The following is a 12,653-nucleotide window of genomic DNA, read 5'->3' as shown; positions in this document are numbered from 1 at the left end:
GGTGTCCTTCATTCCGCGGAGCCGCCGGGGCGGCGGGGTGGGGTACGGCGGGTACGGCTGCGTCGGGCGGCGGCCCGCAGCGCGGCGCGGGCGAGCTCCGGGCGCTCGGCGGCGCCGTCGAGGCTGGCCGCGAGCGCCCGGACGGTGGGGTACCGGAACAGGTCGAGCATCCGGATCGAGCGGCCGGTGGCGGCGGTCAGCCGGGCGTGCACCGCGGCCAGCGCCAGCGAGTGGCCACCGATGTCGAAGAAGTTCTCGGCGACCCCGACCCGGTCGCGTTCCAGCACCTCGCGCCAGATGCCGGCGATCAGCTCCTCGGTGTCGGTCAAGGCGTCCGGGCCGGCGGAGACCGGGAGCCGGGCCTGCTCGGTGGCGGCGACCGTCATCGCGCCGAGCTGCGCCACCCGGACGGTGGGCCGGGGCAGCTCGGCGGCCACCGCGCCGACCGGCTCGTCCGGGGCGGCGGCCAGCGCGCCGACCAGGGCCACCAGGTCGGCCAGCAGCGCCTCGATCCGCTCGGCGTCGAACAGGTCGGGGTTGTGGACCACCTCGACGCGGAACCGGCCGGCCCGTTCCACCACGTAGACGGTGATGTCGAACGGCGATCCCGGCTTCGGCACCGGGACCGGCTCGCCGCGCAGCCCGGTCAGCGCCAGTCGGGGCGGCGCGAAGTTGAGGACGTTGAACAGCACCTGCACCAGCGGCGCGCGGGCGGTGTCCCGGCCCACGCCGAGGGCCTCGACGATCCGCTCCAACGGTGCGCCCGGGTGGGCGGTCGCCTCATGCAGCTCGGCGGCGCACCGGTCGACCAGCTCGGCGAAGCTGACCCCGCGGGTGCGGACCCGCACCGGCACGGTGTCGATGAAGAACCCGACCACGTCGTCGAAGGCGGCCAGCCGCCGGTCGGCGACGATCGCGCCGACCACGTGGTCGTCGCCGCCGGTGAGCCGGCTGAGCAGCTCGCCGAAGCCGGCGAGCAGCACCGCGGCCACGGTGGTGCCGCGTCGCGCGGCCAGCTCGCGGACCGCCCGGTCGGTCGCCTCGGGCAGCACGACGGCCGCCTCCGCGCCGGCGTAGGTCTGCACCGCCGGGCGGGGCCGGTCCCGGGGCAGGTCCAGCACGGTCGGCGCGGCGCGCAGGTGCTCGACCCACCAGGCCAGGTCGTCGGCGCCCCGCCGCCGGTCCCGGTCGGCCCGCCAGACCGCGTAGTCGGCGTAGGTGGCGGGCAGCGCCGGCAGCTTCGGGGTGCGGCCGGCGACCGCCTGGGCGTACCCGGTGGCGAGGTCGGCGTAGAGGATCGCCTCGGACCAGCCGTCGAAGACCGCGTGGTGCAGGGTGACCGCGAGCACGTGGTCGCCCGGGCCGAGCCGGTAGACGGTCACCTGCCAGGGCGGCCCGGTGGCCAGGTCGAAGGCGTGCGCGGCGCCGGCGGCGAGCATGGCGGAGAGCTCACCGTCGGCGTCCGCGCTGCCGGTCAGGTCCACCACCGGCACCGCCACGTCGGTCGGTTCCTCGCAGACCGCGTACGGCACGCCGCCGGTCTGCGGGATCCGCCAGCGCAGCACGTCGTGCCGTTCGGCGACGGCCCGCAGCGCGGCGCCGAGGGCGGCGGTGTCCAGCTCGCCGCGGAGCCGGTGCGCGACGGCGATGTTGTACGGCGTGCTGGACGGTGCGAGCTGGTCGACGAACCACAGTCGACGCTGCGGCGGGGAGATGGTGGGCGGGTTGCCGGTGGTCAGCCCCTCGCCCACGGCCGGGGCGGCGGCGTGGATCCGGTCGACCAGCCCGGCCAGGGTCCGGCCGGCGAAGACGTCCCGGGTGTCGACGTGCCGGCCCAGCTCGGCGCGGAGCACGGCGACCAGGCGCATCGCGGCGATGGAGTTGCCGCCGGCGGCGAGGAAGTCGGTGCCCGGCGCGGGGGCGGCGCCGAGCAGCCGGGTCCAGACCCGGGCCACCGTCGCGGCGACCGGGTCACCGTCGTCGGCCCCGACGGCCGGCCGGTGGGCCGTCGCGTCGGGCCGGGCGGCGGCCAGGGCGCGCAGCGCCGGCCGGTCCAGCTTGCCGGTGGTCGGGCTGACCGGCAGCTCGGCCAGGCGCAGCACCCGAGCCGGCAGCATGGCCGCGGTCAGCCGGGGCCCGGCGTACGCGCGCAGCGCCTCGCCGTCGGGCGCGTCGGCGGGGGTGAGGAACGCGACCAGCTCGGTGCCGGCCGGCGCGGCGACCGCCTCCACCGCCACCTGGCGCACCTCGGGATGGTCGCCGAGGACCGCCTCGATCTCGCCGAGCTCGATCCGTTGCCCCCGGATCTTGACCTGCCGGTCGGTACGGCCGAGGTAGACGATCCGGCCGTCCGCGTCCTGCCGGACCAGGTCGCCGGTGCGGTACAGCCGCTCGCCGGGCCGGTCGGTGAAGGGGTCCGGGACGAACCGTTCGGCGGTGAGCGCGGGCCGGCCGAGGTAGCCGTCGGCGAGTCCGGGGCCGCCGACCAGCAGCTCCCCGGTCTCGCCGACGGCGACCGGGCGCAGCTCGGCGTCGACCACGTACGCCCGGTGGTTGGGCAGCGGAGAGCCGATCGGCACCGGATCCCGTTCGGCGCCGGTCAGCTCGCCGCTGACCGCGAGCACGGTGGTCTCGGTCGGGCCGTACCCGTTGAGGAAGCGGCGGCCCGGGGCCCAGCGGGCGGCCAGCTCGGCCGGCACCGCCTCGCCGCCGCAGAGCACCACCCGCCAGCCGGGCAGCTCCGCCGGGTCGAGCATGGCGAGCACGGTGGGGGTGATGAAGCCCCAGTTGACCTCGTGCGCGGCGATGAACCGGGCCAGCCGCGCCGGGTCGGCGCGGTCGTCCGCGCCGAGCAGCTGCACCGCGCCGCCGAGCAGCAGCGGGACGAACAGGTCCATGGTGGCCGCGTCGAAGCCGAGCGAGGCGATGCCGAGGCTGCGCACCCCGGCGTCGGCGCCGCTGAGCGCGGCGCAGCCGGTGACGAACTCGACCACGTTGCGGTGGGTGGTCAGCACCCCCTTGGGCCGCCCGGTGGAGCCCGAGGTGAACAGCACGTACGCGGGGTCGCCGGGGAGGGCCGGGCAAGGCGCCAGCGGGGCCGGCCCGGGCAGCCCGAGCGTCTCGACGCCCGGCGGGTCGCCGAACTCCGCCCCGGCCGCGTCACCGACCACGATGGACACCCCGGCGTCCCGGGCGATCTCCCGCAGCCGCCGGCGCGGGCCGCCGGGTTCCAGCGGCACGTAGCAGCCGCCGGCGAGCAGCACCCCGAGCACGGTGACCACCAGGTCCGGCCGGCGCTCGCCGCAGACGCCGACCCGGGTCTGCCGTCCGACGCCCCGCGCCCGCAGCGCGGCGGCCACCCCGGCCGCCCGCCCGACCAGCTCCCGGTAGGTGAGCCGGTCGTCCCACTGGCGGACCGCGACCGCGCCCGGGGTACGGGCGGCCCGATCGACGATCAGGTCGGCCAGGGTGGCGTCCGGCCAGGGCAGTGACTCCCCGTGCGCGGCGCCGATGGACAGGATGTCGGTCACCCGTTCACTCCCCGGTAGGTCGCTGGATCGGTGATCTGCAGGCGCAGCTCGCTGACGTGACCGCGGCCCTCGATGTCGGTCACCCAGGCTTCCGCCGGCTCCGGCAGCAGCTCGCCGACGACCAGCGCGACGTCCGGTCCGCTCTTCGCGGCGGCGTCGACCATGGCGCAGAGCGACTGGGCGTACAGCGGGCCGGTCAGGTCGACGAAGCAGGGCTTGACCTCCGTGCCGACCTTGACGAAGACCCGTTCGGGCAGCCCGAGGCGGACCCGCCAGCGGCGTACCGCGAGGAACCGTTCCGGCTCGCCGACGACGCCGGCCAGCCCGCTCGCGCCGACCGTCGTCCGCCAGGTGCGGCGGGCGACGACCAGCCGGTCGATGGTGATCCGGGGGGTGTACGGGGCCGGGTCCAGCAGCTTGAAGCTGTCCAGCAGCAGGGAGCCGAGCAGGTTGGCGAAGATCTCCACCAGCGGCCAGCGGCCCCCGTCGGGCAGCACGGCGGTCAGCTCGTCGCCGACCCGCTCCACCCGGACCGCGGTGGCGGGCACCAGCCGGTCGACGTCGGCGCCGCGGGCGGTGTCGATGCCGAGCTGCCGGTCGTCCGGGCCGGTGAGGGCGTGCGTGGTGCGGGTGGTCTGCCGGGGGAACCCCTCCGGGTAGAGCACCCGGATCCGGGCCGGTCCCAGGTCGGCGTCGAGCCCGGCGCGCAGCGCGTCCGGGTCGGGGTGGAACGGGGTGAGCACCGCGCTGTCGAAGGGCACGTAGGCGGGGTGCAGCTCACCGAGGACGAGCAGGAACTCGCCCTGGTTGAGCGCGTCCACGCTGGCCGCGCCGACCTGCACGTCCGGGCTGTGGATCCGGGCCGACGGCCAGCCGGGCGCGTCGGCGGCGAAGAGCGTGGCAACCCGTTCGGCCAGGTCGGCGCTGCGCAGCCGCAGCTCCGCCTGGCCGGGTGGCACGCTGTGCAGCCCGAACAGCTCGGCCCAGCGGGCGGTGAAGCCGGCGGTCGCCGCGGCGACCGGACCGTCCGGGGTGAGCAGCATCGCCTGGGCGAGGGCCCAGACGTCGGCCAGCCGCACCGGGCCGTCGGCGCGCAGTTCGTCGTGGAGCTCGGCGAGCATCCGCTGACAGCCCGCCCCGATCTCCGCGGTGAGCCAGCGGGCGGCCTGGAGCACGATCGCCAGCGGAGCGGCCAGCGCGTCGAGCACGGCGGCGCCGACCGTGATGTCGAGGTCCCGCCCGGTCTCCTCGTACAGCACGGTGCGGCCGGCGTACATCTGGCCGCTGTGCCGGGTGGCGGGCCGGCCGGTGACCGCGGTGAACTCCGCGGTGAGCGCCTCGAGCGCCGCGCCGAGCCGGTCCGGGTCACCGGCGGCCGCGGCGACCGCGTCGCGGGCCGCGCAGAGCCCGTCGAAGCCCGCGGCCACCTCGGCGCGGACCGCCGGGTCGCCGATCACGGCGATCCGGCGGCGCAGCACCCGCTCCGCGTCCGGGCTGTTGGGCAGCGCCGCGTCCCAGGTCAGCTGGCCGCGCTCGACCAGCCGGTCCATGGCCAGGAACGCGTCGGCCGCGGTCCGCACGTCGCCCGCGGCGCGGGCCCGCTCCGCCAGGGCGCCGGCCGGGGTACGCCCGTCGCAGTACGCCAGCAGCCGCGCCTCGGCGGCGGACAGCTCGACGGGCGGGTGCAGCGGCCGGCACAGCCGCCGGCCCTCCACGGTCAGGTGCGGCGGCAGGACGGGCGCCCACCAGCGGCGCACCGCGAGGTCGGCGGCGAGCCGGTCGGCGTACGCCATCAGCGCCCACGCCTCGAAGACGACCTGCCGCCGGGCGACCAGGCCCGGCCCCGGCCGCAGCCGGGTGTCCGGGTCGGCGGGGTCGAGGGTGCCCCAGCAGACCGGGCCGAAGAAGCCGATCGTCTCGGCCTTGCCGCAGTAGCGCTGCCAGTAGCGCAGCAGGCTCAGCTCGCGCTTGCGGCGGCGGACGTTGCGCACCGCCGGGTCGGTCCGCAGCAGCCCGTCCAGCGCGATCAGCATGTCCGGGTTCTGCCAGGTGACCGCCTCGCGGACCAGCGGGTCGGCGGCGATCTCCCCCGCCGCCGCGGACCCGTCCGCCAGCGCCTCGCGGACCGCCTTCTCGAAGACCTCGGTGGAGACCTCGCCGGCGAGCAGCGCGTCGGCGGCGACGGCCGCCTCGGGGGCGGCGAACCGGTCGAGCCCGGCGGCCGGGAACCCGGCGGTGCGCAGCACCACGTCGCGCCAGACCGACCAGCCGGTGTCGCCGAGGGGGATACGGTGGCTCATCGGGCCTCCTCCCGCTCCGCGACGCCGGCCCCGGCCAGCTCGCCGGCTCCGGGCACCTCGCCGGCTCCCGGCGGCGAGGTGCCCGGAGGGTCCTCGGCGGCGTCCACGATGTGCAGCCGCAGCTCGCTGAGGTGGCGCCGGCCGGCCGCGTCCGGCACCCAGGCGTCGGCCGGGGTCGGCAGCATCTCGCTGACCACCAGCGACGTCCCGTCGCCGCCATCGGTACGGGCGGCGCGGACCATCGCGCAGAACATGTTCGCGAACGCCGGGCTGGTCAGGTCCACGAAGCAGGGCTTGGTCTCGGTGCCGAGCTTGGCGTACACCTGCTCCGGCAGGCCGAGCCGGCGGCGCCAGGCGCGGACCGCCAGGTAGCGGTCCCGCTCCCCGGTGACGTCGCCCAGGCCGCACTCCCCCACCGTGGTCCGCCAGGTCTGCCGGGCGACCACCAGCCGGTCCAGGACGATCCGGGGCGTGTACGGGGCCGCGGCCACCAGCTTGAACCCGTCCACGGCATGGGCGCTGAGCAGCTCGGCGAAGACCTCCGTCAGCGACCAGCGCTGCCCGTCCCCGGCGGTGGCCGTCAGCCGGCCGTCGGCGTCGGCGACGGTGAGGTCGACCGTGGGCAGCACCCGGTCCGGGTCGGCACCCGGCGCCGGGAGGAAGGCCAGCTGCCGGTCGGTCGGCCCGGTCAGCGCCTCCGCGGTGCGGCTGGTCCGGCGCAGCCAGTCGTCCGGGAAGAGCAGCCGGATCCGCCGCGGGCCGAGGTCCTCGGCGAGCCCGGCGCGCAGCTGCTCCACGTCGGGATGCGACGGGGTGAAGACCTCGCAGTCGAACGACGACCACGCGGCGTGCAGCTCACCGAGGACGACGGTCCAGTCGCCCCGGGCCAGCGCGTCCGCGTCCGACGCGCAGATCTGCAGGTCGGGGCTGTGGATCGTGGCCTTTGACCAGTCGGGACGGGCGGCTGGGAAGACCTCGGCGACCCGCTCGGCGAGCGCGGCGACCGGGATCCGCACCTCGGTGGTGCCGGCGGGCAGCGCGTCCAACCCGAACAACCCCGCCCAGCGGGCGGCGAACTCGGCGGCGACCGCGTCGACCGGCCGGTCCCCGGTGCCCCAGAACAGCCCCTGGACCAGGTACCACAGGTCGGACAGGGCCACCGGGCCGGCGCCGGCCTCGGCCCGCAGTTCCTCGTAGAGCTCCCGGAACACCGCCCCGTACGCCTCCTCCAGCGCGGTCACCATCCATCGGGCGGCCCGCAGCAGCACGTCCAGCGGGGCCGCGATCCCGGCCAGCAGCGGCGCCCCGAAGAGCACCTCGAGGTCGCGGCTGGTGTCCTCGTAGCAGAGGGTCCGGCCGGCGTACATCTGGCCGGCCCGGCGCCGGGCCGGCTGGCCGGTCAGCTCGGTGAACGTCGCGTCGAGCGCGTCGAGGGCGGCCGCGAGCCGGTCCGGGTCGCCGGCCGCGGCGGCCACCGCGTCCCGGGCCGCGCGGAGCCGGTCGAACCCGGCCCGCGCCGCCTGCCGCGGCCCGGCGTCGCCGATCGCGTCGATCCGGGCCCCGAGCACCTCCTCGGCGGCCGGGCTCACCGGCAGTGCGGGGTCCCAGGTGACCAGCTCCCGCTCGACCAGCCGGTCGAGCAGCGCGTAGCCGTCCTCCGGCCGGCGCAGCCCGATCGTCGGGTCGGTCACCAGCTGGTGGGCGGGACGGTGGCCGTCGGCCGCGCCGAGCAGCGCGGCCTCCACCGGGGAGAGGGTGACCGGTGGTCGGCCGGGCCGCAGCACGGTCCGGTCGCGCAGCCTGAGGTGGGCGGCGAGCACCGGCGGCCACCAGCGGCGCACCGCGAGGTCGGCGCCGATCCGCTCGGCGTACGCGCTCAGCGCCCAGGATTCGAACCGGACCCAGCGGTGCCGGGTCAGCGTCGGGCCGGGCCGCACCTCGGCGGTCCGCGCCAGGGTGGGGTCGAGGGTGATCCAGCAACTGGGCCCGAAGAAGCCGACCGTCTCGTTCTTGCCGCAGTACCGCTGCCAGTACTTCAGCAGCGCCCGCTCCCGATCCCGGCGCCGCACGTTGCGGGCCGCGTCGCCGCCACCGCGCACGAGGCCGTCCAGCGCGACCAGCACGCCCCGGTTCTGCCAGGTGACCGCCTCGCGCAGCAGCGGGTCGCCGGCCAGCTCGCTGAGCCGGTGCGCGGACGCGCGGACGGCCTCGTCGAACTCCTTGTCGAACTGCGCGACGTCGGCGCCGGTGGCGAGCAGTTGATCGGCCGCGGCGGCGGCCCGAGGGGCGGAGAACAGCTCCAGCCCGTCGGCGGGGAAGCCGGTGGTCCGCAGGATGGCGTCCCGCCAGACCGACCAGCCGGTGTCGCCGAGCGGCACCCGGTGCCCGCCGGCCCGGGCGGCGGCCCGGCCCGCGCCGGTGCCGGTGACCGGGCCCGCGCCGGTCGTCGTCACGGCGGCTCCCTTCGCGGGTACGACCGGGCCGGCGGCGCCGGTGGCCGTCCGGCCCGGCGCCCCGGTGCGGCCGGCCGTGCCGGTCTCCAGGGCCCCCGCCAGGTCGACGCGGATCGCGGCGAGCAGCTCGGGCAGCCGGTCGTGCAGGAAGAAGTGCCCGCCGTCGATCTCGTGCAGGGTGAGCCCGGCGGCGCTGTGCTCCGCCCAGGCGGCGCTCTGCTCCCGGCTCACCGCCCGGTCACGCCGGCCGCTGAACGCGACGATCGGCACCGGCAGCGGGTCCCCCGGGAGGTAGCGGTAGCTGTCCACCCGACCGAAGTCGGCGCGCAGCAGCGGCAGCAGCAGCTCCACCAGCTCGGGGTGCGCCAGCAGCTCGGCCGGCAGGCCACCGCCGTCGCCGAGCCGGCGCAGCAGCTCGTCGTCATCCACCATGGACAGACCGTCGAAGAGGCTCGGCGCGGTGACGTGCGGGGCGCGGGCGCCGCCGACGTAGAGCCGCAGCGGCAACGCCCGGCCGGTGCGGCGCAGCTCGCGGACCACCTCGAAGCCGACCCGGCCGCCCATCGAGTGGCCGTAGATCGCATACGGGCGGTCGGCCCGGTCGGCGATGGCGGTGGCGACGGCGGCGACGGCGAACGCCGGATCCTCGCTGATCCGGTTCTCCCGGCCGGGCAACTGCACCGGCAGCACCTCGACGCCCGCGCCGATCCCCTCCGGCCACCGGCGGAAGGCGCTCGCACCGGCACCGGCGTAGGGGAGGCAGAACAACTGCACCGGCGCCTGTGGTCGGCTTCCGGGCGAGACGAACCAGTTCACCGCGCGCCTTTCTGAGGGGGATCGATCCAGTGCCGCCGGCGCTGGAACGGGTAACCGGGCAGTCCGGTGCGGCGCACGCCGCCCTCGGGATGCAGCGCGGTCCAGTCGACGTCCCGGCCCGACACCCACCGCACGGCCAGGTCGCGCAGCTCGCCGGGGGCGCCGGCCACCCCGGCGCCGGTGTCGAGCAGCTCGTCCAGCGCCGTCACCGCGCCGGCCGGGTAGACGGCGACCACCGCGGCGCGGCAGGCGAAGGGCCGCCGGCCGAGGGCGAGGGTGGCCGCGACCTCGGGCAGCGCCGGGGCGGCGCCGGCCAGGTGGGCCCGCAGCCGGGTCAGCGCCTCCCGCAGCGCCTGCGGGGTACGCGCCGAGACCGGCAGCAGCTGCGCGGCCGCCGGCGGGACGTCCGGCGGCTCGTCCGGGGGCGGCTGTTCCACCACCACGTGCGCGTTGGTGCCGCCCAGCCCGAAGGAGCTGACCCCGGCGACCCGGCGCGGGCCCTCCGGCCAGTCGCGCGCCTTCGTCGGGACGTAGAACGGGCCGCCGGCCAGGTCGATCTCCGGGTGCGGTCGGGTGAAGTGCAGGTTCGGCGGGATCAGCCCGTGGCGGACGGCGAGCACCGTCTTGATCAGCCCGGCGATGCCGGCGCCGGCGTCGAGGTGGCCGATGTTGGTCTTGACCGAGCCGAGCGCGCAGGACTCGGCGGGCGCGGCCCCGCCGTACACCTCGTGCAGCGCGGCGACCTCGATGGCGTCGCCGAGCGGCGTACCGCTGCCGTGGGCCTCGATGAAGCGGACCTCGCCGGGCGCGACCTCGGCGGCGGCGAGGGCGTTGGCCACGGCGGCGGCCTGGCCGGCGGGGCCGGGCACGGCGAAGCCGGCCCGGTCGGGGCCGTCGTTGGTCACCGCCCAGCCGGGCAGGACCGCGTGGATCCGGTCGCCGTCGGCCCAGGCGTCGGCGAGCCGGCGCAGCGCGACCACGCCGACCCCGGAGCCGAAGCCGGAGCCGGCGGCGGCCTCGTCGAAGGCGCGGCAGCGGCCGTCCGGTGAGGCCAGGCCGCCCGGGGTGTGCCGGTAGCGCGGCCAGGTGACGTTGACCCCGCCGGCGAGGGCGATGTCGCACTGGTAGTCGGCCAGGCTCTGCGCGGCGAGGCAGACCGCGACCAGCGAGCTGGAGCAGGCGCTCTGCACCGCGACGGCCGGCCCGGTCAGCCCCAACCGGTACGCGACCTGGCCGGGCAGGTGGTCGGTGAACTGCCGCCCGATCAGCCGGGCCTCCCAGTCGTCCGGGTCCACCTCCCCCACCACTGCCGGGTTGTCCATCAGGTGGAACAGGAAGTACCGGTTGGCGGAGGTGGCCGAGTAGACGCCGATCAGGCCGGGGAAGCGGGCCGCGTCGTGCCCGGCGGCCTCCAGGGCCTCCCACGCGGTCTCCAGGAAGAGCCGGTGCTGCGGATCGGTCCGCGCCGCCTCCTGCGCGCCCATCCCGAAGAACTCGGCGTCGAAGTCGGCGACGCGGTCGAGCCGGCCGGCGGCCCGGACGTGCCGGGGGTCGGCGCGCAGGCCCGGACCGATGCCGAGGGCGGCCAGCTCGGCGTCGGAGTAGTCGTGGACCGAGTCGACCCCGGCGCAGACGTTCCACCAGAAGGTGGCCACGTCCGGGGCGCCGGGGAAGCGTCCGGCCAGCCCGACCACCACGATTTCGTCGCCGGTGTACTCCCGGCCGGCGACCGGCGGCGTGGCCGGCGTGGACAGGGTCGGCGCGGGCGGCACGGTGGCCGGCGCGTCGAGCAGCCGGGCCTGCGCCGCCACGGTGGGGTGGGCGAAGAGCCGCGCCATCGGCAGCGTCACCCCGAACCGCGCGGCGAGGCGCTGCTGCACCTGGTTGAGCAGCAGGGACTGGCCGCCGGCGTCGAAGAAGGTCTCGTCGCGGCCGACCGCGGCACGGCCGAGGACGGCGCACCAGATGTCGTGCACCGCGCGTTCGGTGTCGGTGGCCGGCTCCTGCCCGGCCGGGACGTCCCGCGCCGGGTCGGGCAGCGCCCGCTCGTCGATCTTGCCGGTCACGGTGAGCGGGAAGGCGTCCAGCACGACCACCGCGCCGGGCAGGGCGTACTCCGGCAGCCGTCGGGCCAGCGCGTCGCGCAGGGCCGCCGGGTCGAGGGACCCGCCGGCCGGCGTCGCGTACGCCAGCAGCTCGCCGTCGCGGGCGACGGCGCGGACGGCAGCGACGCCCGGCTGGGCGGCGAGCACCACCTCGATCTCGGTCAGCTCGACCCGGAAGCCGCGCACCTTGACCTGGCGATCGAGCCGGCCGAGGCAGACCAGCGCGCCGTCGGGCAGCCGTTCGCCGAGGTCGCCGGTGGCGTAGGTCGGTTCGCCGTCGGGGTCGACGGCGAACCGGTCGCTGTCCTGGCCGAGGTAGCCGGGGGCCAGGTGCCGGCTGCGGACCACGATCTCCCCGGCGTCGGTGAGCCGCAGCTCGTACCCGGGCAGCGCGCTGCCGATCGGCAGCGGCCCGGTGGCCGTCGGGTCGGCCGCGGCGAGCGGCAGGGTGTGCCGGGCGGCGAACGTCATCTCGGTGGCGCCGTAGCCGTTGACCAGGACGCAGCCCGGCCCGAACCGGTCCCGGCCGCGGGCGGCGTCGACCCCGGTGGCCTGCTCGCCGCCGAGCAGCAGCACCCGCACGGAGTCGATCCGGCGCTCGCCGAGGATGTCGAGCAGGAACCGGTAGACGGTCGGGGTGGAGTGGTAGACGGTCACCCGGTGCCGCGCCAACTGCTCCACCGTGTGGGCCAGCCCGTGCCGCCGCAGGTCGACCGGGACGACGGCGGCGCCGGTGAGCAGCGCCGGGTACAGGTCCGGGATGGCCGCGTCGAAGCTGAACGAGGCGAGCAGGCTGAGCCGGTCGTCCGGGCCGATGGACAGGGTGCGGATCTGGTTGTCGACGACGTGCCGCAGGTTGCGGTGGGTCTGCGCGACGGCCTTGGGCATCCCGGTGGAGCCCGAGGTGAACAGCACGTACGCGGGCGCGTCCGGGTCGACGGGCACCGGGCGCAGCGGCGCGGACGCGGCCTCGTCGAGGACGAGCACGCGGACGTCCGACCGGCCGGCGCGCAGCGTCTCGGCCAGGTCCCGGTGCGCGGCGGGACAGGCGAGCACGCGGGCCTCGGCGGCGGCGAGCATGTGCCGCAGCCGGTCGACGGGGAACCCCGGGTCCAGCGGCACGTACGCGCATCCCGCGGCGAGGGTGCCGAGGATCGCGGCGACGGTGGGTGCGCCGTGCCCGGTGAGCAGGGCGACCCGGTCGCCGGCCTGGACGCCGGTGGCGGCGAGCGCGGCGGCGTGCCCCCCGGCGGCCCGGGCGAGCGCGGCGTAACTGACCTCGTGGGTCTCGCCGAGGATCGCCGGTCGCTCGGGTCGAGCGGCGGCGACGTCCGCGAACGTGTGGATGATCGTCGGTAGCGCCATGTCAGGAAGCGGGTCTCACTCCCATGTGGACATATGCGCAGGCATCGACGGCTGTGATCATGATCCCCCCCAGGACTTCACAAT

4 protein-coding genes are annotated in these 12,653 nt (G+C 77.0%); all 4 read right to left on the bottom strand.

All coding sequences use genetic code 11. The annotated features are described in order from the left end of the window. Positions 1-8: 8 nt before the first annotated feature. From ACLQ2U_RS29300 to ACLQ2U_RS29285, 4 genes are read right to left on the bottom strand one after another with little or no spacing between them, the layout of a single operon-like run. Positions 9-3,530, bottom strand: a complete 3,522-nt coding sequence (locus ACLQ2U_RS29300; protein ID WP_425754133.1) for an amino acid adenylation domain-containing protein — start codon at positions 3,528-3,530, stop codon at positions 9-11. Next, a complete protein-coding gene (locus ACLQ2U_RS29295) occupies positions 3,527-5,830 on the bottom strand; it encodes a lantibiotic dehydratase (RefSeq protein ID WP_425754132.1) in 2,304 nt (767 codons plus the stop codon). Before ACLQ2U_RS29295 ends, ACLQ2U_RS29300 begins: the two co-directional genes overlap by 4 nt. Next, positions 5,827-9,099, bottom strand: coding sequence for a thioesterase domain-containing protein (locus tag ACLQ2U_RS29290; protein WP_425754131.1), 3,273 nt, complete (start codon positions 9,097-9,099; stop codon positions 5,827-5,829). The genes ACLQ2U_RS29295 and ACLQ2U_RS29290 overlap by 4 nt, the downstream gene beginning before the upstream one ends. Beyond that, entirely contained in the window at positions 9,096-12,569 is a 3,474-nt protein-coding gene (locus ACLQ2U_RS29285; RefSeq protein ID WP_425754130.1) for an AMP-binding protein, read from the bottom strand. The genes ACLQ2U_RS29290 and ACLQ2U_RS29285 overlap by 4 nt, the downstream gene beginning before the upstream one ends. Between the last annotated feature and the right edge of the window lie 84 nt (positions 12,570-12,653).

This window comes from Micromonospora sp. DT47, assembly GCF_049844475.1.
Classification (GTDB): domain Bacteria; phylum Actinomycetota; class Actinomycetes; order Mycobacteriales; family Micromonosporaceae; genus Micromonospora.
This window is presented reverse-complemented; position numbering and strand designations above follow the sequence as displayed.

Bases quoted from the DNA above. Each gene is read 5' to 3' on its own strand.
- ACLQ2U_RS29295 (WP_425754132.1), bottom strand. From the start codon at position 5,830: ATGAGCCACCGTATCCCCCTCGGCGACACCGGCTGGTCGGTCTGGCGC.
- ACLQ2U_RS29285 (WP_425754130.1), bottom strand. From the start codon at position 12,569: ATGGCGCTACCGACGATCATCCACACGTTCGCGGACGTCGCCGCCGCT.